The sequence below is a fragment of the Mycobacterium sp. HUMS_12744610 genome (assembly GCF_041206865.1).
In the GTDB taxonomy this organism is placed as follows: domain Bacteria; phylum Actinomycetota; class Actinomycetes; order Mycobacteriales; family Mycobacteriaceae; genus Mycobacterium; species Mycobacterium servetii.
This window is the reverse complement of sequence record NZ_JBGEDP010000001.1, coordinates 3,977,838-3,998,754: the sequence shown is the minus strand read 5'-3', so window position 1 is coordinate 3,998,754 and position 20,917 is coordinate 3,977,838. Positions and strand designations below refer to the sequence as shown.

Annotated in this window: 17 protein-coding genes and 2 pseudogenes; 13 read left to right on the top strand and 6 right to left on the bottom strand. The window is 65.6% G+C overall.

The genetic code is table 11. The features are described 5' to 3' along the window. The first annotated feature begins 34 nt into the window (after positions 1–34). The 3 genes and pseudogenes from AB8998_RS19065 to AB8998_RS19055 all read left to right on the top strand — a co-directional run bounded on the left by AB8998_RS19065 (position 35) and on the right by AB8998_RS19055 (position 1,873). On the top strand, positions 35–907 hold the full coding sequence (locus AB8998_RS19065; RefSeq protein ID WP_369739296.1) for an aldo/keto reductase: 873 nt from the start codon (positions 35–37) through the stop codon (positions 905–907). A gap of 34 nt (positions 908–941) precedes the next feature. Beyond that, positions 942–1,564 (top strand): annotated as a pseudogene (locus tag AB8998_RS19060) (PaaI family thioesterase). A gap of 57 nt (positions 1,565–1,621) precedes the next feature. Further along, a complete protein-coding gene (locus AB8998_RS19055; RefSeq protein WP_369739295.1) occupies positions 1,622–1,873 on the top strand; it encodes a hypothetical protein in 252 nt (83 codons plus the stop codon). 113 nt (positions 1,874–1,986) lie between these two features. On the opposite strand, the gene AB8998_RS19050 is transcribed toward AB8998_RS19055, so the two are convergent. Beyond that, a protein-coding gene (locus tag AB8998_RS19050; protein WP_369737985.1) for an IS3 family transposase occupies positions 1,987–3,422 on the bottom strand; the annotation gives its coding sequence in 2 pieces (ribosomal slippage) (positions 1,987–3,062 and positions 3,062–3,422; 1,437 coding nt in all). Positions 3,423–3,518: 96 nt separating this feature from the next. After that, the gene (locus AB8998_RS19045; protein WP_369739294.1) at positions 3,519–4,643 is read right to left on the bottom strand and encodes an adenylate/guanylate cyclase domain-containing protein; all 1,125 of its coding nucleotides are present in this window, start codon (positions 4,641–4,643) and stop codon (positions 3,519–3,521) included. Positions 4,644–4,896: 253 nt separating this feature from the next. Between AB8998_RS19045 and AB8998_RS19040 the strand changes: the two genes are divergently transcribed. Genes AB8998_RS19040 through AB8998_RS19025 form a run of 4 tightly spaced genes read left to right on the top strand, consistent with a single transcriptional unit; the run spans position 4,897 to position 8,328 of the window. After that, complete coding sequence (locus tag AB8998_RS19040) at positions 4,897–6,117, top strand: acetyl-CoA C-acetyltransferase (protein ID WP_369739293.1); 1,221 nt, start codon at positions 4,897–4,899, stop codon at positions 6,115–6,117. Then, a complete protein-coding gene (gene pcaD, locus AB8998_RS19035) occupies positions 6,114–6,884 on the top strand; it encodes a 3-oxoadipate enol-lactonase (protein ID WP_369739292.1) in 771 nt (256 codons plus the stop codon). Before AB8998_RS19040 ends, pcaD begins: the two co-directional genes overlap by 4 nt. Further along, the gene (locus AB8998_RS19030; RefSeq protein ID WP_369741654.1) at positions 6,881–7,651 is read left to right on the top strand and encodes a CoA transferase subunit A; all 771 of its coding nucleotides are present in this window, start codon (positions 6,881–6,883) and stop codon (positions 7,649–7,651) included. Before pcaD ends, AB8998_RS19030 begins: the two co-directional genes overlap by 4 nt. After that, a complete protein-coding gene (locus AB8998_RS19025; protein ID WP_369739291.1) occupies positions 7,648–8,328 on the top strand; it encodes a CoA transferase subunit B in 681 nt (226 codons plus the stop codon). Before AB8998_RS19030 ends, AB8998_RS19025 begins: the two co-directional genes overlap by 4 nt. Here AB8998_RS19025 and AB8998_RS19020 read toward each other — a convergent pair. The 4 genes from AB8998_RS19020 to benA are packed head-to-tail and all read right to left on the bottom strand — an operon-like array spanning position 8,274 to position 15,393. Then, complete coding sequence (locus tag AB8998_RS19020) at positions 8,274–10,892, bottom strand: helix-turn-helix transcriptional regulator (RefSeq protein WP_369741653.1); 2,619 nt, start codon at positions 10,890–10,892, stop codon at positions 8,274–8,276. The genes AB8998_RS19025 and AB8998_RS19020 overlap by 55 nt on opposite strands. 22 nt (positions 10,893–10,914) lie before the next feature. Beyond that, positions 10,915–13,476, bottom strand: a complete 2,562-nt coding sequence (benC, locus tag AB8998_RS19015) for a benzoate 1,2-dioxygenase electron transfer component BenC (protein ID WP_369739290.1) — start codon at positions 13,474–13,476, stop codon at positions 10,915–10,917. A gap of 10 nt (positions 13,477–13,486) precedes the next feature. Continuing rightward, positions 13,487–14,011, bottom strand: coding sequence for a benzoate 1,2-dioxygenase small subunit (gene benB, locus AB8998_RS19010; RefSeq protein ID WP_369739289.1), 525 nt, complete (start codon positions 14,009–14,011; stop codon positions 13,487–13,489). Then, complete coding sequence (gene benA, locus AB8998_RS19005; RefSeq protein WP_369739288.1) at positions 14,008–15,393, bottom strand: benzoate 1,2-dioxygenase large subunit; 1,386 nt, start codon at positions 15,391–15,393, stop codon at positions 14,008–14,010. The genes benB and benA overlap by 4 nt, the downstream gene beginning before the upstream one ends. Before the next feature lie 201 nt (positions 15,394–15,594). On the opposite strand from benA, the gene AB8998_RS19000 reads away from it, so the two are divergent. From AB8998_RS19000 to AB8998_RS18975, 6 genes and pseudogenes are all read left to right on the top strand, one after another. Next, positions 15,595–16,497, top strand: a complete 903-nt coding sequence (locus AB8998_RS19000; protein WP_369739287.1) for a LysR substrate-binding domain-containing protein — start codon at positions 15,595–15,597, stop codon at positions 16,495–16,497. Beyond that, on the top strand, positions 16,494–17,597 hold the full coding sequence (locus tag AB8998_RS18995; RefSeq protein ID WP_369739286.1) for a mandelate racemase/muconate lactonizing enzyme family protein: 1,104 nt from the start codon (positions 16,494–16,496) through the stop codon (positions 17,595–17,597). Before AB8998_RS19000 ends, AB8998_RS18995 begins: the two co-directional genes overlap by 4 nt. Before the next feature lie 22 nt (positions 17,598–17,619). Continuing rightward, positions 17,620–18,465, top strand: coding sequence for a catechol 1,2-dioxygenase (gene catA, locus AB8998_RS18990; RefSeq protein ID WP_369739285.1), 846 nt, complete (start codon positions 17,620–17,622; stop codon positions 18,463–18,465). A gap of 1 nt (position 18,466) precedes the next feature. Continuing rightward, complete coding sequence (gene catC, locus AB8998_RS18985) at positions 18,467–18,748, top strand: muconolactone Delta-isomerase (protein WP_369739284.1); 282 nt, start codon at positions 18,467–18,469, stop codon at positions 18,746–18,748. 158 nt (positions 18,749–18,906) lie between these two features. Next, positions 18,907–19,362 (top strand): MmpS family transport accessory protein, encoded by a 456-nt coding sequence (locus AB8998_RS18980; RefSeq protein ID WP_369739283.1) that lies wholly within the window; start codon positions 18,907–18,909, stop codon positions 19,360–19,362. Beyond that, a pseudogene (locus AB8998_RS18975) lies at positions 19,359–20,867 on the top strand (MMPL family transporter); the annotation flags it as partial. The gene AB8998_RS18980 and the pseudogene AB8998_RS18975, both read left to right, overlap by 4 nt. Positions 20,868–20,917 lie beyond the last annotated feature (50 nt).

Below are 20,917 nucleotides of genomic sequence, written 5' to 3'. Positions count from 1 at the left end.
ACGGGCGCCCGGCCTCCCGGCGTACGGTCGAGAGGTGACCACACAGACTGTTGCCCACGCGTCCGGAACGTTCACCATCGGCGGCGACCTGACCGTCAACCGCCTCGGCTTCGGCGCCATGCGCCTGACCGGCAAGGGCGTGTGGGGTCCGCCCACCGACCGCGACGAGTGCGTCCGGGTGTTGCGGCGCGCCGTCGAACTGGGCGTCGACTTCATCGACACCGCCGACTCCTACGGCCCCTACGTCTCCGAGGAGATCATCCGCGAGGCGCTGCACCCCTATGACGGTCTGGTGATCGCGACCAAGGCCGGGCTGCTGCGCACCGGCCCGGACGTCTGGATCCCGCTGGGCAACCCGACGTACCTGCGCCAGGAATGCGAGATGAGCCTGCGCCGCCTCGGCGTCGACACCATCGACCTCTACCAGCTGCACCGCATCGACCCGGACTTCCCGCTGGCCGACCAGTTGGGCGAGCTGGTGGCCATGAAGAACGAGGGCAAGATCCGCCACATCGGCCTGTCGGAGGTCAACGTCGACCAGCTCAACGCGGCCCAGCAGATCACCGAGATCGTGTCGGTGCAGAACATGTACAACCTGTCCGCCCGGGGCGCCGAGCCGCTGCTGGACGCCGCGACGAGCCAGGGCATCGGCTTCATCCCGTGGTTCCCGCTGGCCGCCGGACCGCTCGCGGACCCCGAGGGGCCGCTGCAGCACATGGCCGCCGAGCACGACGTGACACCGTCGCAGCTGGCGTTGGCCTGGCTGCTCAACCGCTCACCGGTGATGTTGCCGATCCCGGGCACCTCCAAGGTGGCCCACCTGGAGGAGAACGTGGCCGCCGCCGAGATCGAGCTGAGCGAACAGGAGGTCGAGCTGCTCGGGGCCATCGGGGAGCAGAACGCCTGACCGGGTCCGGCGGGTGGGCGGATACGGTGTCCGGGTGACCAGCGAGCAGGCCCGGCACCCCGGCGGGGGATTCAACCCGCCCGAACCGACCACCAAGGGCGGGCCCGACTACGGCCGGTTCGTCGACGCGGTCCGCAGGATGCAGGACCACGCGCGCGCCGCCGACGCGCCCGACGAGGTGATCACCGAGGCCGCCGACCTGCTCGAGAAGGTGTCGGCGCTGCTGAGCCCGTACGACGCCGACGAGTGGCGCTCGCCGTCGGGACGCCGGATGGACCTGCCGATGCGCGGCAACATCCTGTCGATCCCCATGTCGGCGCACAAGACCGACGACGGCCGGATCCGCGGCTGGGCCCGCTTCGCCCGGTACCACCTGGGCCGCAACGGGCCGTGCACGGCGGTTGTTTGGGCATGCTGTTCGACAGCGTGCTGGGGCTGACGTCCTCGGTGCTCACCGGCGGCCCCTACCAGCGCACCGCCTACCTCAAGATCGACTACCGCCACATCGTGCCGATCGGGAAGGAACTGCAGTTCGACGCGGGCATCGACCGGGTGGACGGGCGCAAGATCTTCGTCTCGGGCCGGCTCAGCGACGGCGACACGTTGCTGACGGAGGCCGATGCGCTGTTCGTGCGGCTCAAGCCTGGCCAGCCCTGAGGAGCCCCGCCCCCGCGCGCTGTCCCGCCGAGAGCGCTCGAAGAGGAGGTTGCCGCAGTGGCGATCGCCGAGCTGACGATGACGGACTTGTTCCGTGCGATGGAGCTGACGGGCGTGTTCAGCAACGCGCTGCCGGACGGTGTATTCGCCCGGAAGGACACACTTTTGGTGTGGCAGGTAACGCACGCACAGCCGACAGACATCGGCGTGCCTCATCTACTTCGAGCGCGTGGCCGATGGTGGTGCCCCAGCTATTTTGAGCGCGTAGCGCGGAAGGCTTGCCCACAACTACCCGGCCGCGCGGCATGAAACCCGACCCACAGAAACGTCAGTAGATCCAATCGGGACGCGGGTCCACTCCGTCGCCATATCCGCCCGGCACAGTGGGCGGCGGAACGTGTCAAGGTCGGTGAGACAGTTTCTTACGCGGATTTGATGAGTGCTTCCGGGGTTGGTTGGTTGATCCAGGCGACGGTGGGCAGCTTCGGTGGAGCGGGCCGCCGGTGCCGGAATCTAGCGGGGTTAGCGGCGTAGGCCGCATCCAGCGTGGCGGCACGTTGGGCCTGGATCTCGTTTGCGGTGCCGTAGTGCACCGATGCAACGGTGTGTAGGCCCACGCCGCTGTGGCGATGCTCATGGTTGTAGTAATCGAAGAATGTCGTGCAGAAGGCGCGGGCATCTTCGATCGAGCCGAACCGGCCCGGGAACGCCGGGCAGTACTTGAGGGTCTTGAAATTAGCCTCCGAGTAGGGATTGTCGTTGGACACGTGCGGGCGGCTGTGGCTGCGGTCCACCCCCAGGTCGATCAGCAACTGGGCGACCGGCTTGGAGGTCATCGAGGTGCCGCGATCAGCGTGCAAGGCCAACTGGCCGCGGGCGATGCCGTGACGGGCCATGGTGTCGGCGATAAATGCTTTGGCCAACTCACCGTCCTCAACTTCTGCGATGATCCAGCCGACGACGTAGCGCGAGAAGATGTCGATAATCACATAGAGTTGATAGAAGATACCCCGTTGTGGCCCTTGCAATTTCGTTATATCCCAGGACCAGACCCGGTTTGGTGCGTTAGCGATCAGCTCGGGTTTCTTGCGCGCCGGATGGGTGCGCTGGCGACGCCGCTCGCGGTTCTCCCCGGCAATGGCCAGTAGCCGGTACATGGTGCGAATCGAGCACAGGTAGACACCATCATCAAGCAGTCGCGCCCACACCTGCGCCGGCGCCAGATCGCAGTACTGCTCTGAGCGCAGCACCGTCAGAATCTGCTGGCGTTCGGCCTCGGTGAGCTTATTCAGTGGCTCGGGCCGCACCCGCCGTGCCGGCCGTGGTGGTGGGTTGCGGTGGCGGTGGAGCGTGGCCCGCGATGCACCCAGCAATTCGCACGCCCGTTTGGTGCTGGTTGCGGCCTCCAGGTCGGGCAGGTGCTCGCCGATCACGGCTTGGACTTCGGCTCGAAATCCGCGCTCTCGGAGAGCATCTCCAAGAGCGCGTGTGCTTTTCCCGTGATCTCCAGCGCTAGCTTGGTCCGATCCAGCTCAGCCTGCAGTTGCGTGGTGCGCCGCCGCAGCTTGTCCAACTCGACCTGCTCAGCGCTGCGCTTCGGCTTGCCCTTCGCCGACAAACCCTCCCGAGCGCCGGCATCACGGGCCTTTCGCCATTCGGCGATATGCGAGCTGTACAGGCCTTCACGGCGCAGCAACGCACCACGCTCCGACGAGCCCACCGACAGCGCGTCGTACTCGTCGAGGATGCGGGCCTTGTACTCGGCGGTGAACGTGCGCCGCCGCGCCCGAGCACCTGGATCGGGCACGTTGTCCACTTGGTCATTATCACTGCACCCCTCCAGGGATGCGATCGTCATAGTCACGGAAAATGGTGATCCTGTCTCGCCCTGTAGCGATGATTGGCTACTGCTGCTGTCTCACTTAACCCTGTCACACAGGGCGGCACTCGATCGTCAAATGGCGCTTGCCGCCCGGCGTACCTGAAATAGCTTTGTTCGACCTCGGACGCCTTTGAGCTGGGGTGCCCCGATGAAGGACCACGCGAACCCTTGCGCGTCACCGACAGCTTCTCGCGCAGATTCTGCCACCAGTACTGCGCCGGGTGGGGCGACTTCGGTGACGCGGCTCGCAACGTTGACCGGGCTACCGAACCAGTCCCGGGCGCGGCTAACGGCCCAACCCGACGCTATCCCGATCCGCAGTTCCGGCAGAGTCTCATCGCGGTCGGCCGCTTCCGACAATTCCAGCATCATGTCGATCAGGTTGACGGGATCGGGGCAGATCAACATCACCGCATCGCCGATTGTCTTGACCAATCGCACCGGCGGGTTGACGAGTTCACGTGCGAGATCGGCCAGCCGTTCAACTAGCACCACCAAGTCCTCTGGCGGCACCACCTCGCCCAAGCGAGTGAACCCAACCATGTCAGCGAATGCGAAGGTGAGTAAACGAGCCCCGGGGAGCGCCGCGCCGATAGCCCGCTCGCTGGCGTTGAGCTCCTCGCCCTCCACCGCTCGACGCAACTGCACAAACATGATGTCACGAATCAACGGGCCCAGCAGCGGAGCGATCTTGCCTGCTAAGGCCTCGTGCGCCTGTGCAACCTCGAGCTCGGTGATTCCAGGATGCAGGACCGCCGACAATACGCCGTATCGCAGCGCCGGGACGGCGCGCGAAAGCCCTTCGCTGAGCCTGAGGACCATGAGGACCACACGGTCGGGATCCAGACCAAACTCGATGAGCTGCTGCTGGCGCGCGGCGGCCTCGGCGTCCGCGCGTAAGTAGACGGCCGCGTCTGGATCGTCCACCCTGGGCAGCCCCAATGCCCGCATGATGCGCTGCAACACGTGCAAGTCGATGCCGTGAGCTTCGCTGATCGCGCGTGCCGACACGTGGCTGCCGTCATCACCCAGCGCTCGACGTACTGGCAGCAGCGTCGGAGCGATCTCTTCGCGGATCTGGTCCACATCAAAGCCTTGCTGCAGCAGCCAGGCGATGAGCTCAGTCCGCTCCGCGCGGATGGCGCCGTCCAAGCCGTCCAACAGGCCGGTTTCCTCTATCGCTTCCCTGTCGCTCACCGCGTCATTATCGTTCGTTATCGCAGACTGATGAACCTCGGTTTGGTGTGCTCACTCTGGCGTTGTGATGCTCCGGGGTGACGGTGCCGGACAAGCGGTGATTTTCACGGCGCCGGACGGGTTGTGCGGGTGTCGGGGTAGTCGGGCCAAGCCTTACTTCGGATTAAGACTTCACGCCTCTTAATCATGACAAAATAGATATTTCAGGTTATGACGGCAGCTCAGTAGCGTAGAGCGGGTGGCAGTTCGTGACATGACAGACGTCGATATCGTCATCTGCTCGGCGCTTCGCACCCCGGTCGGTCGCTTCGGAGGCGTGCTCGCACCACTGTCGGCCACCGAACTGGCCACGCAGTTGCTACGCGAACTTGTCCGTCGCGCGCGCTTGGTCGAGGGCGATGTCGACGACGTGGTCCTCGGTCAGGGTTACGCCAACGGCGAGTCGCCGGCGATCGGCCGGATCGCTGCGTTGGACGCCGGTCTGGGGACGGCCGTTCCGGGTTTGCAGATCGATCGCCGCTGCGGCTCGGGCTTGCAGGCAGTGCTGTACGCGGCGGCGCAGGTCGCCACCGGTGCCGCGCGGCTGGCGATTGCCGGGGGCGTGGAGTCGATGTCGAACGTGGAGCATTACGCGCTGGGTCTGCGCACCGGGGTGCGCCAGGGCGGCATCGAGCTGATGGATCGCCTCGACCGGGCCCGCCTGACGGCAGGCGGCGCGGACCATCCGGTGCCTGGCGGCATGATCGAAACCGCGGAGAACCTGCGCAAAACCTACGGCATCACCCGTCGCGAGCAAGACGACCTTGCGGTGCGTTCCCATCGGCGCGCCGTTGCGGCCCACGACGCGGGTAAGTTCGCCGAGGAGTTGGTCGCCGTCACGGTAGCCGGCAAACGCGGCAAACCGGACACCGTCGTGGACCGCGACGAGCATCCCCGCGCCGGGGTCACCATCGAGGCGCTGGCGGCACTGCGCCCGATCCGGGCCACGCTGGACCCGGAATCGACCGTCACCGCCGGTAATGCCTCGGGGCAGAACGACGGCGCCGCGATGTGTGTCGTCACGACACGGGCAGAGGCCGAACGACGGGGTTTGCCGGCGTTGTTGACGTTGCGATCGTGGGCGGTCACCGGCTGCGCCCCCGAAACGATGGGTATCGGCCCGGTCAGCGCCACCGCTATCGCACTCGACCGGGCCGGCCTGAGCCTCGACGATATCGACCTCATCGAGCTCAATGAGGCGTTCGCAGCGCAAGTATTGGCGGTGCTGCACGAATGGAATCTCGATCCGCTCGACGAACGGCTCAACCCCAACGGGTCGGGTATCTCGTTGGGTCACCCCGTCGGTGCCACCGGTGCCCGCATCCTGGCTACCGCCGCCTACGAGGCCCAACGGCGCAGTGCCCGATACGTGTTGGAGACCCTGTGTATCGGTGGCGGCCAGGGGCTGGCCGCGGTCTTCGAGGCGGTGCGATGACTGCGGTAGAGGTCCATGCCGTGATCACCGGCCGCAACGACGGCCCGGTTGTGGTGCTGTCCAATTCGCTGGGCGCCACCCATCGGATGTGGGCGCCACAGTTGGACGCTCTGGAGCAGCGGTTCCGGGTCGTGCGCTACGACACCCGCGGCCACGGTGAATCCACGGTTCCGTTGGGCCCGTACACGATCGACGATTTGGCCGATGATCTACTGGCGCTGCTCGACCGTTTTGGCGTCACGCGGGCGCACCTGGTCGGGCTGTCGTTGGGCGGTATGACGGCGATGCGGGTCGCGGCCCGTAACCCTGGGCGGGTCGACCGACTGGTCCTGCTGTGCACCGGAACTCGGCTGCCGCCCGCCTCGGATTGGACCGATCGGGCCGCGGTCGTGCGCGAACATGGCTGCGATGCGGTCGCGCACGCCGTCGTGCAGCGCTGGTTCACCCGTGAATACCTGATGGCACATCCAGATCTCGAGACCGCATACGTGTCGATGGTCGCCGCCACCCCGGCCGAAGGCTACGCGGGGTGCTGCGAGGCGATCGCCACACTCGACCTCCGTGACGACTTGTCGATGATCGCTGCGCCCACCCTTGCGGTCGCCGGATCCGATGACCCGGCCACCCCGCCCGCCAAGCTGGAGGAGATCGCGAATGGTGTGAAGGATGGTCGACTGCTTGTTGTTTCGCATGCCGCACATCTCGCCAACGCCGAACGGCCTGACGTCATCACCCCTGCAATTATCGAACACCTGGAGTGGCCATGACACTCAACAAAGTGGTCGGCTCGGCTGCGAAGGCGGTTGCGGACATACCGGCTGGAGCCAGCCTGGCCGTCGGTGGGTTCGGCCTCGCGGGCGTCCCGTGGGTCTTGATCGGGGCGCTGCTGGAGCAGGGTGCGGACGATCTAACGATCGTGTCGAACAACTGCGGCGTCGACGGAGCCGGTCTGGGTCTGCTGCTGGAGGGGCAACGCATAACCCGGGTGATCGCCTCCTATGTCGGTGAAAACAAGGAATTCGCAAGGCAGTACCTCAACGGCGAGCTGACCGTCGAGCTCACTCCCCAGGGCACCCTCGCGGAGCGGCTACGCGCCGGCGGCAGCGGAATCGGCGCCTTTTTCACCCCGACGGGAGTCGGCACCCTGGTCGCCGATGGCGGGCTGCCGTGGCGCTACCGTCCGGATGGCAGTGTCGCGATCGCGTCACCACCCAAGGAGGTCCGGCGGTTCCGCGACAAGGACATGGTGCTCGAAGAGGGCATCGTCACCGATTACGCATTGGTGCGCGCCGCCGTCGCCGACAAGGCCGGCAATTGCTGTTTTCACGCCGCAGCAAGGAATTTCAACCCACCGGCGGCGATGGCGGGGCGGGTCACGATCGTGGAGGCCGAGTGTGTGGTCGAGGTCGGAGAGTTAGGTCCCGACGCGGTTCACCTGCCGGGGATCTTCGTCCAGCGTGTCGTGGCGCTGACCCCGGAGCAGGCGTCTCGCAAGGACATTGAGAAGCGCACGACCAGGGGGGCGCAGCTATGAGCTGGACGCGTGAACAGATGGCCGCGCGGGCTGCCCGCGAGTTAAGCGACGGCGACTACGTCAACCTCGGTATCGGCCTGCCGACGCTGATTCCCGAGCATCTGCCCGACGGCTCGGAGGTCACCTTGCACGCCGAGAACGGCATCCTGGGCGTCGGTCCGTTTCCCTACGAGGACCAGGTTGATCCCGATCTGATCAACGCCGGCAAGCAAACCGTGACGGTCCTTCCCGGGGCATCCTACTTCGATTCGGCGACCAGTTTTGCGATGATCCGCGGCGGGCACGTCGACGTCGCGGTGCTGGGTGCCATGCAGGTGGCGGCCAACGGCGACCTGGCGAACTGGATGGTTCCGGGTGCGATGGTCAAAGGTATGGGTGGGGCCATGGATCTGGTCTCCGGCGCCGGGCGGATCATCGTGCTGATGGAGCATGTCACCAAAACCGGTGCCGCGAAGCTGGTCAGTGTCTGCGATCTGCCGCTGACCGGGCAAGGGGTTGTCAGCCGGGTGATCACCGACCTGGGGGTCTTCGATGTGTGCGGCCAAGATTTTGCGCTCGTCGAACTCGCACCGGGTGTGGACTTCGCCGACGTGGTGGCCAAGACCGCGGCGCCGGTGACGGATCAGCGCCGCAGCGCGGCGAGCTCGGCGCGTGACCGCACTCCGAGCTTGGCGTAGATCCGGGTGAGGTGGTACTGCACGGTCTTCGGTGAGATGTACAGTTCTGCCGCTACCTCACGGTTAGAAAGCCCTTGTGCCACAAGCGAAGTCACTGCTTCCTCCTGCGGGGTGAGTTCGACATGAGCGCTCGGGCCACGTAGCTGGTGTAAACCCCCGGCCTTGAGTTCGCGCTCGCAGCGCTGGGCGAATGTCTGCGCACCTAAAGACAGGTACAGTTCGCGGGCGGCGCTGATCATGGCGTCGGCGTCGCGGCGCTTGCCGGCCCGGCGCAGCGTCTGACCGTAGGCGAAACGGGCGCGGGCCAGGTCGTAGCGCAGCGGCAGCCCGTCGAGCAGCGCGAGCGCCTCGTCGAAAGCTTCCCTTGCCGCGGGAAGATCGCCCCGCGCGCCGAGTAACCGACCGCGTGCGGTGCGCAGACGTGCGATCGCGGAGCGGTGGCCGCGCGCCCGCTCCTCATGGCGACGCAGCAACGCGTCAGCGGTGTCGAGTTGGTTGTCGACGACTAGCGCGGCGGCCAGCAGGTCGATCCATGGCCACAGGCCCGGCTCGTGTAGCACCGTGCCCGAGTTCAGCGCGGTGAGTGGATCCAGTACTCGGCGTATCGCCGGGTAATCGGCCTCGGCTTCGGCGATTTGGCCGCGCGCCAGCAGCGTCGGAATCTGCATCAGCTGGTAGTCCTGCGTGACCGCGTCGGCCGCGCGGATCGCCGCAGCGGCCTGCTCCGAGTCGCCGCGCAGTGCATGCACCTGAGCAGCGGTCCAGGCCAGCAGCGGTATGGTCAGCACGATACCGGTGGACGCGGCAAGGGCATAGCCCTGTTCGACGCTGTGCAATGCGCGGTCCCAGTCCCCGGTGAGAAACTGCACCCGGGCCAGCCAGCCCAGCGACCAGAGTGTGATGCGGGTGGAGCCACCCAGCGTAGCCATCGCGACTGCGCTCTCCAAACTGCTTCGGGCGCCGTCGATATCGCCCTGGCTCAGCTGTAACCAGCCGCGGCCCATGGTGACCCGCTGGGCCTGGGCGCCATGGCGGACGCGGGAGGAAAGCTGCTCGTAGGCGGCCGACGCGGTGCGGAATTGCCCGCACGACGACAGTCCGAGGCCGCGGATCGCCGCGGCCTCGACCCCGGCGGGGGAGTCGTCGCCGGCCAGCGCGATCGCCCGATCGGCCCAGTCCACCAATTCCGTACCGCGACAACGGAGCAGCGAGTGCAGGACAAATCGCTGGGCGATCAGGGCAGCCGTTTCCGGATCGCGTTCGGCGTTGACGATGTCCCACGCTCGGTGCAGCCGTACCTCCGCCTCGGCGGCGCGGCCGCGGAGGATCGCCAGATACGCCAGCACAGCGTTGCGCAGCGGTGTTTCGCGCATACTCTCGATGGTGGGCACCAGCGCGGCCGCGCCGTTGCAGTCACCGGCGGCGACCAGCGCGTCGACCGAGCGGGTCAGCCGCTCGTCGCGTAACAGCGGGTCCGGGCTGAGCCGGCTGGCGTCGCGGAACAACCCGGCCGCCTCCGCCCAGGCGCCTTCGGCACCCCGTTCCCGGGCGAGCTGGTCCACCTCGTCGGCCAGAGCAGCGTCTGGCAGCGGGGTGGCCGCAACCCGGTGGCGCAGCCGGCGCACCGGATCGGCGAGGATTTCCGCCGCACGGTGATGCGCCTCGCTGGTGGCGCGCGCGCCCATCAGGTCGAGCACGGCGGCCCGGGTCAGCGGGGTGCGCAGCCGCGGTTGGTATGCCGGTGAGGGGGCCAGCAGACCCGCGCCGTTAGCCTTGTCGATAGACCCCAGTGGGTCGTCGATTCCCGCCAATTGCACTGCGACACCTAAGGAATCATCCTCGTCGAGGACGGCCAGCGCCTCGACGAGGGCCCTGCTGGACGAGTCGCAGCGTTGCAGTTGGGCGCGGACCTCGGCGACGACGTGTGCGGGTGCGGGCAAGCGGGAGTCCGGCTCAGACCACACCGACGCGGGCAGTTCGTTCAGCAACGCCAACGTGTCACGCGGGTTGCCCCCGGTATGCCGGCGCAGTTTTTCGGCGACTGCAGGATGTAGCGTCCGGCCGGACAGCGCGGCGAGTTCGCCGATTGACGCCGCGTCAAGCCCCTCGAGGCGCACTTCGGCGGAGACGAGCGTCCTGGCCGCCCCGTCGTTGGCAGCCGTCGCGAACACCACCAACAACGGTAGGTCGCGGTGTCGCCGCACCACCGTCGCCAGCGCCTGCACGGATGCGGGATCGGCGTTTTCGGCGTCGTCGATCACCGCCAAAACCGGTTCGCCGGTGATCCGGCCCGCCACGGCGGTGGCGGCAGCGACGGGATCGGGTGGTACGTCGTCCTGCAGAAGTTGCCGCAGCACCGCTGCGGGCACGCCGCATTCCCACTCCACGGCCTGTGTCCACCACACCGGGCCCGGATGCCGCGCGGCCAGCCTCCGCAGCAGCGTCGTTTTACCGATGCCCGCTGCGCCGACGACGGCGATCAGGTCGGCGCCGTGGACCCCGTCGCTGTGACGGGCCAGCTCGGCGAGTTCGCGGTCGCGCCCGACGAACGGACCGGGCGCGATGTTCACGTTCACATGCTATGCGTCAGCCTTGGTCTCCGCCGGCCACCGGCAGCACCGTGCCGGTGATGTAGGAGGCTTCGTCGGAGGCCAGGAAGCAGATTGCGGCGACCTGTTCGTCGAGTGTCCCGTAGCGTTTCATCAGCGACGATTCGAGGGTCTGGTCGATATGGGCCTGGAACCACGCCCGCTCGGTGTCATTGCCGGGTTCCGGGGTGCCTCGAGAAATTCGCCGCGGCGGCGCCTGGGTGCCGCCGGGCGCGGTGGCGACGACGCGGATACCTGCTCCGGCGTACTCCATGGCGAGCGAGGCGGTGAGCGCGTTGATCCCGCCCTTGGCCGCCGAATACGGAATCCGGTGGATGCCGCGGGCGGCCGCCGAGGAGATGTTGACGATCACGCCCCGCCGGCGCTGCACCATCGGTGGCAGTACGGCACGGCAACAGTACAGCGTGGTCATCAACGAGCGGTCGACTTCGGCGCGGATCTCGGCGTCGGTGAATTCGGTGAACGGCTTGAAGTTGATCGCACCGCCCACGCTGTTGATCAGGACGTCGATGCGCCCGAACGCATCAATAGCCGATTGGACGACAGTGTTCGCGCCTTCGGCGGATTCGAGATCGGCCGTGACGGCAAGCGTATCGGGGCCGATGCTCGCCAGATCTTCGGCGAGCTCCTTGACAAGCTCGGAGCGGTCGGCAAGCACCAGCGTGCCGCCTTCGGCGCTGATCCGCCGCGCGGTGTGTTCGCCGATGCCCTGCGCCGCGCCGGTCACGACGACGACCTCGCCGGCGAAGCGTCCGGGAGTGACAAATCTCGGTCGTCGCTGGCTCAGCGCGTCGGCCATGGCGCGGCGCATGGTCTGTTTGGACCGTTCGGCGTGGGCGATTATCAGTTCGCGGGTGGCCTCGCGGTCACCGGCTTCGAATGCGTCGACGATATCGACGTGGTCCTGCGCGCACAGTGGGTGACACCAGGTGGCGTTGCGCAGCACCGCGGCCATCCGGCCTTTGACGCCGAGCGCCTGGTAGGCCTGCAGCAGGTGCTGGTTGCCGGTCAGCGTGAACAGGTAATCATGAAACGCGGCATTGGTTTCGGTGTACTGAGCCGCGTCGACGAACCGGTCGCCGGCGACATACGGCAGCGTCGAGTCGGCGAGCAGCCGGTAGCCGGCCAGCTGCTGGCGGGTCAATCGTCCCAGGGTTAGCTCCAGCGCGCCGAGCTCAAGGGCGCGCCGGGCTTCGAACAACGCGTCGGACTCGTGTACCGCGGGATGCTCCTCGCCGATTTGGTAACCGTCGGCGGCCACCGCCGGCGCCAACTGCACGGAAGGTGGTGGCGCGCCGGCAGCGGGCGGCGGGAACATTTCCTGCCCGGCGATCCGGCGGATTGCGTGGGTGTCGTCGGTGAGTGTGGGAGAACCGGTCCAGGCGCTGATCTCCTCGTGTGGCAGCAGAATCTGACGTCCGATCGCGCGGGCGTCGGGTGCAGGCAACAACGCTTCGTCATGCTGCGCCGGATTCGCCTGCTCCGCAGGCGGCTTTGCAGCAGTGGGGATGGCGAGCGCAAACTTCTCGTAGTAGAAGCCGGTCGGTTCGATCCCGGCCTCGGCGACGAACTTTCGGACAGCTTCGACCATGGGCGGCGGCCCGCACAGATAGATCGCGACGTCGCCATCATAAAGATGCGGGGGTTGGATCAAGCTGGTGATGTAAGCCTTCTCCGGTCCCTTGTTGCGGGCATTACTGGCCGGGTCGGTGACGCAATAGTCCCAGGTGAATCCGGGCAGTTGGTCAGCCAACCGGGCCAGTTCGTCGAGAGCCACCAGGTCGTCGTCGGTGCTCACCCCGTAGATCAAATGTGCTTTGCGACGACTGGATTGGGCCCGTAACTTGCCCAGCATGGACAGGATCGGCGCGAGCCCGGTTCCGCCGGCGAGCATCAGCACTGGCCGGTCGGCCTCGCGCAGGAAGAACGAGCCATGCGGGCCGGTGAACTCGATGTCGTCGCCGACGGCGGCGCGCTCGGTGAGGTAACTCGACATTGTGCCGCCGGGCGTCAGCTTGATCAGGAAGGTCAGTCGGCTTTCGTGGGGGGCGTTGCTGAACGAGTACGAACGGGTGTCGTTGGTGCCGGGAACGGCGATGTTGACGTATTGGCCGGGCAGAAATGCCAGGTCGCCCCGGTTGGGGACGTCGATGCCGATCCGCATGGTGGTCGGTGTCAGGCGTTGCAGCTCGGTCAACTTGCCGCTGTAGCGGGCGGCCTGGGTCTTGGCGACGTCGGATGTGCTGGCGATCTGCAGCACCAGGTCCGAGCGGGGCTTCATGCTGCATGGCAGCACGTAACCGGCTGCGGCCTCGTCATCGGACAATGCGTCGGCGATGTAGGCCCCGCCGTCGTAGCGACCCGATTCGCAAAATGCCTTGCAGGTGCCGCAGGCGCCGTCGCGACAGTCCAGCGGAATGTTGATCCGTTGCCGGTAGGACGCGTCGGCGACGGTCTGGTCGGCGCGGCAGCTGATGAACCGGGTAACCCCGTCCTCGAAGGACAAGGCTACCTGGTAGGTCTCGGCGGCGGTGGTCATTTCGGCACCTTCAGACGTGGTAGATGTCCACCACGTGGTGGATGTAGTCGTTCTTGAGTACGACGGTCTTGCGCCGGATCAGTGGCTGCTCGCGGGAGAAGTCGATGGTGTAGAACGACGTCCCGTAGTACGGGTCGACGGTCTTGTAGCGGAAATACATGGTGTACCAGTTGAACCGCACGTCGACCAGGTCGCCGCGCCGGTCGATCACCTCCACGTTGGTGATGTTGTGGCTGGTCCGCGGCTCGGGTAGCGATGTGGCCGAGGACCGCTCGGTGCGAATCCGGAACACGCGATCCTGCAGGCCGCCCTTGTTGGCGTAATAGATAAGCGAGATATCGCGCTGCGGGTCCTCGACCAAGCGGTCGTCGTCGCCCCAGGACGGCATCCAGTAGACGACGTCGTCGGCGTAACACTCGAGCCACTTCTCGAATTCGCGATCATCGAGGTAGCGGGCCTCGCGGTAGAGGAACTGCTCGATCATGTTCTGGGTGATCAGCTTGGCGGCGGTTTCGGTGTTCTCGACGGTGGTCATTGGCATTCTTTCCCTGATTGCTTCGCCTCGTGCGCGAGGGCTGCCTGCATGGTCTGCAGCCAGTAGCCGTGCTGCACCGGGTAGAGGCCTTCGTCTTCGTTGCGGACGCCGGCCGAGATAACGCCTTGCATGCCCAACGATTCAGCGACCGGGTCTGGGCCGGCCAGCCAATGCGTGGCGCCGCGGCTCATATCGTTCCACGGCGCGGCCGCACCGTAATAGGCAAGTTGGCAGGAGCGAAACTCCTCCAGATCGTCGGGGGTGGCCATGCCGGAGGCGTTGAAGAAGTCCTCGTATTGGCGGATTCGTCGGGTCCGGGCTTCGGCTCTCTCGCCCTTGGGGGCGATGCAGTAGATGGTGACTTCGGTCTTGTCCGGCGAGATCGGCCGAAAATGCCTTATCTGGGTGGAGAATTGGTCCATCAGATACACGTTGGGGTAGATGCACAGGTTGCGTGACCCCTTGACCATGAACTCGGCCTTGGCCTCGCCCAGCGTGCTTTTGAGTTCGTCGATTTTGTCATACAGCGGCCGGTCCTGTGGGTTGGGCGTCCAGGTCCACAGGCACAGGTGGCCGTGCGGGAAAGACCAGTAGCCGCCGCCGGATTTTCCCCAGCTGCCGGCGTCGAGAACCTTGGTGTCGGTTTTTGATTCGCCGGTGCTGCGCCGCGACGTGGTGGCCGCGTAGTTCCAGTGCGTGGCGGTCACGTGGTATCCGTCCGCCCCGTTTTCGGCCTGCACCTTCCAGTTTCCGTCATAGGTGTACTGCGACGAGCCGCGCAGCACTTCGAGCCCGTCGGGGGATTGGTCGACGAGCATGTCGATGACCTTGGCGGCATCGCCGAGATGTTCGTCGAGTGGCAGCACGTCGGGGTTGAGGCTGCCGAACAAGAACCCGCGGTAGCTGTCGAACCGCGCGACCTTGGTCATGTCGTGTGAACCATTGTGGTTGAACGTTGGTGGGTAGCCGGCGCCGTCGGGGTCTTTCACCTTGAGCAGGGAGCCGTCGTTACGGAAGGTCCAGCCGTGAAACGGGCAGGTCAGTGTCATGCGGTTGTCGGCCTTGCGGCGGCAGACCATCGCACCGCGGTGTGCGCACGCGTTGATCAGGCAGTGCAGTTCGCCATGCTTGTCCCGGGTGATCACCACGGGCTGACGGCCGATGTAGGTGGTGAAGTAGTCACCCGGTTCGGGTAGCTGGCTTTCGTGGGCCAGGTATACCCAGTTGCCCTCGAAGAGGTATTTCATCTCCAGTTCGAAGATCTCGCCGTCGGTGAAGATCCGGCGGTTGACCCGGAAGATGCCTGCTTGCGGGTCGTCGACCACCGCGTCGGCCAGGACGCTTGCGAGGTGGTCGAGGTGTTCGGTGATCGGTGCGGTCATGGTTGCCTCCAGCGGTGGTTTGTTGAACCATCGCACTCAGTGGCGCCGGTCACACCAGTCTAATTGCTAGTCCTGGCCTAGCTATTCACCAATAAGCGATCGGTATTAATTAGCCGAAAACAAGTTCTTGTTCCGTATTGATCGGGACCATAGCCTGGATATGTCGTCGATCGCCCTGGCCGACCCCCCGAGAGGTATCTGATGGAGCTACGGCACCTGCGCTATTTTGCCGCGGTGGCGCAAACCTGTCACTTCGGGCGGGCCGCCGAGCAGCTCCACCTTGCGCAACCCGCGTTGTCGTACGCCATTCGCCAACTCGAGGCGGAGCTGAACGTGACCCTGTTCAACCGGACCACCCGGCAGGTCTCGCTGACCGCGGCCGGCGAATTCTTGCGTGACGAGACCGTCCGGATTCTCGGAGGAATCGATGACGCCGTGTGCGGGGTGCGCCGGATCGCCGCCGGCCGCGCCGGTCTTGTGCGGCTGGGCCTGACCGGTGGCGCCGCTTTCTCGCATCTCCCGCGCTTTGCCCGCGTCCTCCGGGCGGAGTTGCCGGGAGTGGCCCTGGAGATTCACGCCGACCTGCTCACCCCCGCGCAGTGCGAACAGTTACGTTTTGGCACAATAGATTTGGGTCTGCTGCGGCCGCCCGCCGTCGGCGACGGGATCGTACTGCAAACCATCGAAGTCGAGTCGCTGGTGCTGGCGGTTTCCGTCGACCACCGGCTTGCCGTCGAACCCGTTGTCTCGTTGTCGGATCTGCGCAGCGAGCCGTTCGTGGCCTACGCCAGCCGAGAGTCGGCGGTCAACGACGCGGTGCTGCGTGCCTGTCGGCAGTCTGGGTTCGTCCCCCATCGCGAATATGCCGCGCCGGGTACCGCAGTGCTGTTGGCACTGGTCGCCGCCGGGTGCGGCGTGGCCGTGGTGCCGGAATCGGTTCGTGCCTTGCCGCTGGGTGGCGTCGTCTTCCGTGACCTACTCGACGCCGGCACCATCGAACTCGCCCTGGCGCGGCGCAGCGGCGACGACAATCCCGTCATCGAATCGGTCGCCGCCGTTCTGCAGGCCGTGTTCACGCCTTTAGGAACCGGAGTGGTGCCGTGAAGATCGTTGCACTGGAAGCGATTCCGTTCGCGATTCGGTATACCAAGCCGCTGCGGTTCGCGTCCGGCGAGGTGCATACGGCCGAGCACGTGCTGGTGCGGGTGCGCACCGGCGACGGGGTGGTCGGGGTCGCCGAGGCGCCGCCGCGGCCGTTCACCTACGGCGAGACCCAAGCCGGCATCGTCGCGGTGGTCGAGCAGATCTTCGCTCCGCAGGTCGTTGGGCTCGACCTGAGCGAACGCGAAGTGGTCGGCTCGCGGCTGGCCCGCACCGTGGGTAATCCGACCGCCAAGGCCGCGGTCGACATGGCGATCTGGGACGCTTTCGGGCGCACCCTGGGGCTGCCGGTCAGTGACCTGCTGGGCGGGTTCACCGACCGGCTGCGGGCGGCGCACATGCTGGGTTTCGACGAGCCCGCCGCGATGGTCGCCGAAGCCGAGCGGATGCGCGAGTGCTACGGGATCGGCACCTTCAAGGTCAAGGTCGGTCGCCGCCCGGTCGCACTGGACACCGCGGTGGTGCGCGCGCTGCGGGAGCACTTCGGGGATGCGGTCGAGCTGTACGTCGACGGGAACCGCGGGTGGACCGCATCGGAGTCGCTGCGTGCGATGAAGGAGATGGCCGACCTGGATCTGCTGTTCGCCGAGGAGTTGTGCCCGGCCGACGACGTGCTCGGAAGGCGTTGGCTGGTCGGCCAACTCGACGTTCCGTTCATTGCCGACGAGTCGGTCCCGACGGCGGCCGACGCGACCCGGGAGTTACTTGCCGGCGCCGCGACAGCGATCAGCATCAAGACCGCCCGCACCGGCTTCACCGGGTCGCAGCGGGTGCACCACCTAGCCGAAGGGCTCGGGGTGGAAGTCGTGATGGGCAACCAGATCGACGGCCAGCTGGGCACCGTGTGCACGGTCAACTTCGGGGCTGCCTACCAGTCGACCTCACGGCGGGCCGCGGAGCTGTCGAACTTCCTCGACATGAGCGACGACTTGCTGGCCGAGCCGCTGCAGATTCGTGACGGCGTGCTCTGCCGGCCGCCCGGCGCGGGTCTGGGCGTCGAGATCGACCGCGACAAGCTGGCCCACTACCGCACCGACCGTTGACCCAGCAAGTAAGGAGAAAATGATGGTTACAGCAACCGCCGCCGCTTCCGGGGCCGCTGCCACCGACCGGTTCCGCACCGACAAGTCACCCTTTGACGCGGTGAAGGACACCCCCAAGCAACGGGTGGACGCGCTGGCACGCGAAGTGCTCGACGCCGTGCACGCGACAATCCGCAAACACCGCGTCACCTACGACGAGTACAACGCGCTCAAGGCATGGCTGATCCAGGTCGGCCAGGACGGCGAATGGCCGCTGTTCCTCGATGTGTGGGTCGAGCACGTGATCGAGGACGTCGCCACCGACCACCGGCACGGCAACAAGGGCAGCATCGAGGGGCCGTACTACGTGCCCAACGCCCCCGAACGTGGCGCTCACGCGGCGCTGCCGATGCGTGCAGATGAGAAGGGTGCCCCCCTGGTGTGGGAAGGCGCCATCGTTTCCACCGCAGGGAAGCCGCTGGCCGGCAAGGTCGAACTTTGGCACGCCGACGCCGACGGCTACTACTCCCAGTACGCGCCCGGTCTCCCGGAGTGGAATCTACGGGGCAGCTTCTCCACTGGGCCGGACGGCAAGTTCACCATCACCACGATCCGCCCGGCGGCGTACCAGATTCCCACCGACGGTGCTTGCGGCAAGCTGATCGCCGCCGCAGGCTGGCACGCCTGGCGACCGGCCCACCTGCATGTGAAGGTATCCGCACCCGGACACGAATTGCTCACGGCCCAGCTGTATTTCCCCGGAGATCCGCATAACGGCGACGATATCGCCAGCGCAGTCAAACCGGAACTGATGCTCGATCCCAAGCAGCAGCCGGACGGCAGTTATCGGATGATGTACAACTTCGTCCTGGACCCGGTGAGGAGCTGACGTGCTGTTCCACGTGCGCATGGACGTGCGCCTGCCGCCCGATCTCGACCCGCGGACCCGCGCCGACATCGTTGCCCGGGAAAAGGACTACTCGCAGCAGTTGCAGCGGACCGGGAAATGGCCACACATCTGGCGGATCGCCGGCCAATACGCGAATTTCTCGATTTTGGATGTCGAGTCCCCCGACGAGCTGCACGACCTGCTGGCCGGTTTGCCCCTGTTCCCGTACCTGGATATCCAGGTGACGCCGCTGGCCCGGCATCCTTCTGATGTCAAAACCTGAGACCACCAACGGGCTACGCGCCAGGAATAGGCGAGGCTAGCTGGGGGATCGAAATCTCTGACCCCTTCATCGCGTTAAGCGGGAAAATCTTGCGCGTCGAAACCTAAATGTAAAAGAATAGTCATGCTCATGCTCGGGGCGGAAGGACATTTCTTGTCATGGCAAGGGATAAGAGACGCAAAGCCAAGGGCCTTATCAGCAAGTACTGGCTGTTCGGTCTGCTCGTCGGGGTTATCGTGGTTGCGGGTTACGGGGTTGAAGCCGTCCAGAAAATGTCTGATGCCATCGGCGAGCCGGTGCCGGCACCCTCGATACCCCCCACGGTGGTGGAAGTCAACCCCAAGCATGTGACTTACGAGGTGTTCGGCGATCTCGGCGGCGGCGGGCGGGTCACCTACGCCGACCTCAACAGCCAGCCGATCCAGATCACGCCGACTTCGCTGCCATGGTCTTATTCACAGACGACGATGTCGCCGGCGGTCACGTTGAGCCTCGTCTCGCAGGTGTCCGGGGACTCCCTGGGGTGTCGGATCATCGTCAACGGCAAAGTCCTCGATGAGCATGTCGTGTCCCATCGGAGTGCTGCCGTTTCTTGCACCGTGATCGCCGCATGACGACACCTCAGATGCCTTACGAACGTAAGGACCGTGGCGGGCAGGTCAAGCGCACGCGCTACGCGAAACTGGTCCACGCCATGGCGATCCCGATCATCATATTTTGGGTCGCGCTGGCTGTGATCACGAACGTATTCGTGCCTCCGCTCGAGAAAACGACGGATGCCAACGCGGCACCGATGATTCCCCGCGACGCACCATCCTCCGTCGACGCGGTCATCACCGGCGAGGCATTTAACGAATCTAACTCCACCAGCGTCGCTGTCATCCTTTTGGAAGCTCAAGGCGGCCGCAGACTTGGCGAGCAGGACCATAAGTTCAACGACGAATTAGTACGCAAACTACGACAAGATCACAAGCACGTTCAGTCGGTCCTTGATCTCTGGGGTGACCCGGTGACCAAACCCGGGCAGCAGAGCCCTGATGCCAAGGCCGCGACGATCACGGTCCGCCCGCGCGGCGATCAAGGCGACGCAACCGCGAACGAGTCGATCGATGCCATTCGCGACATCGTGGACAAAACTCCGAAACCGGACCATCTCAAAGTCTATGTCAGCGGTCCGGCGCCACTGGCCGGCGATACGCTCATTGCCGCCGAAAAAAGCATGGACAAGCTGACGATCGTAACGGTCGTCTTGATCATTGTCATGCTGCTGATCGCCTACCGCTCGATTACCCGGGCCGTGGTACCGCTGATCGGGGTCTTGATCATCTTGGCCGCGGCCAAAGGCATCGTCTCGTTCTTGGTCGACCACCATTTCATTGGCATCTCGTCGTTCGCGCTGAACATGCTGGTCGCTTTGGTGCTCGGCGCCACCACCGACTACGCCATCTTTTTCCTCGGCCGCTTCCTGGAAGGCCGCCAGCAAGGTCTCGACCGCGAAGATTCCTGGTATGCGTCGGTGTCTCACACGTCGCACATAGTGCTGGGGTCTGGCCTGGCGATCTCCGGCGCGACGCTGTGCCTGAGCCTCACCAAGCTGGACTACTTCCGCACGCTCGGCCCACCCTGTTCGATTTCGATGGTGGTCGCGGTTCTGGGTGGCCTGACGCTGCACCCGGCTTTGATCTTGGTCGGCAGCAGAATCGTGAAGTTGGCACCGCCGGCCCCCCGGGCGAACCCCATTTGGCGCGACCTGGGAGCCATGATGGCCCGCTGGCCGGTGGTGATGATAGCTCTGGCGGCCCTGTTGATTCCGATCGCCATTTTAGGGTTGTCGGTCTACAAGGTCGATTACAACGACAAGGAGTTCGCGCCGGCAAGGATGGACTCGATCCAGGGTTACCGGGCCGCCGACAGGCACTTTCAGGAGAGTCAGCTGTCCACCGACGTGCTGTATGTGCAATCCGATCACGACTTGCGCAACACCACCGACATGATCAGCCTGGACCGGGTTGCCAAAAACGTGTACCGCGTCCCGGGTATCGCCATGGTGCAAAGCATCACCCGACCGGATGCACGGCCTCTCGAACATGCGTCGTTGCCGTTCGCCATGGGATACATGCCTGGATTTTTCATCGAATGTGGAGCTCAGGGGTGTCGTTAACGTGAAAG

Bases quoted from the DNA above. Each gene is read 5' to 3' on its own strand.
- AB8998_RS19040 (WP_369739293.1), top strand. From the start codon at position 4,897: ATGACAGACGTCGATATCGTCATCTGCTCGGCGCTTCGCACCCCGGTC.
- pcaD (WP_369739292.1), top strand. From the start codon at position 6,114: ATGACTGCGGTAGAGGTCCATGCCGTGATCACCGGCCGCAACGACGGC.
- AB8998_RS19030 (WP_369741654.1), top strand. From the start codon at position 6,881: ATGACACTCAACAAAGTGGTCGGCTCGGCTGCGAAGGCGGTTGCGGAC.
- AB8998_RS19025 (WP_369739291.1), top strand. From the start codon at position 7,648: ATGAGCTGGACGCGTGAACAGATGGCCGCGCGGGCTGCCCGCGAGTTA.
- benC (WP_369739290.1), bottom strand. From the start codon at position 13,476: ATGACCACCGCCGCCGAGACCTACCAGGTAGCCTTGTCCTTCGAGGAC.
- benB (WP_369739289.1), bottom strand. From the start codon at position 14,011: ATGACCACCGTCGAGAACACCGAAACCGCCGCCAAGCTGATCACCCAG.
- benA (WP_369739288.1), bottom strand. From the start codon at position 15,393: ATGACCGCACCGATCACCGAACACCTCGACCACCTCGCAAGCGTCCTG.
- AB8998_RS19000 (WP_369739287.1), top strand. From the start codon at position 15,595: ATGGAGCTACGGCACCTGCGCTATTTTGCCGCGGTGGCGCAAACCTGT.
- catA (WP_369739285.1), top strand. From the start codon at position 17,620: ATGGTTACAGCAACCGCCGCCGCTTCCGGGGCCGCTGCCACCGACCGG.
- AB8998_RS18980 (WP_369739283.1), top strand. From the start codon at position 18,907: ATGGCAAGGGATAAGAGACGCAAAGCCAAGGGCCTTATCAGCAAGTAC.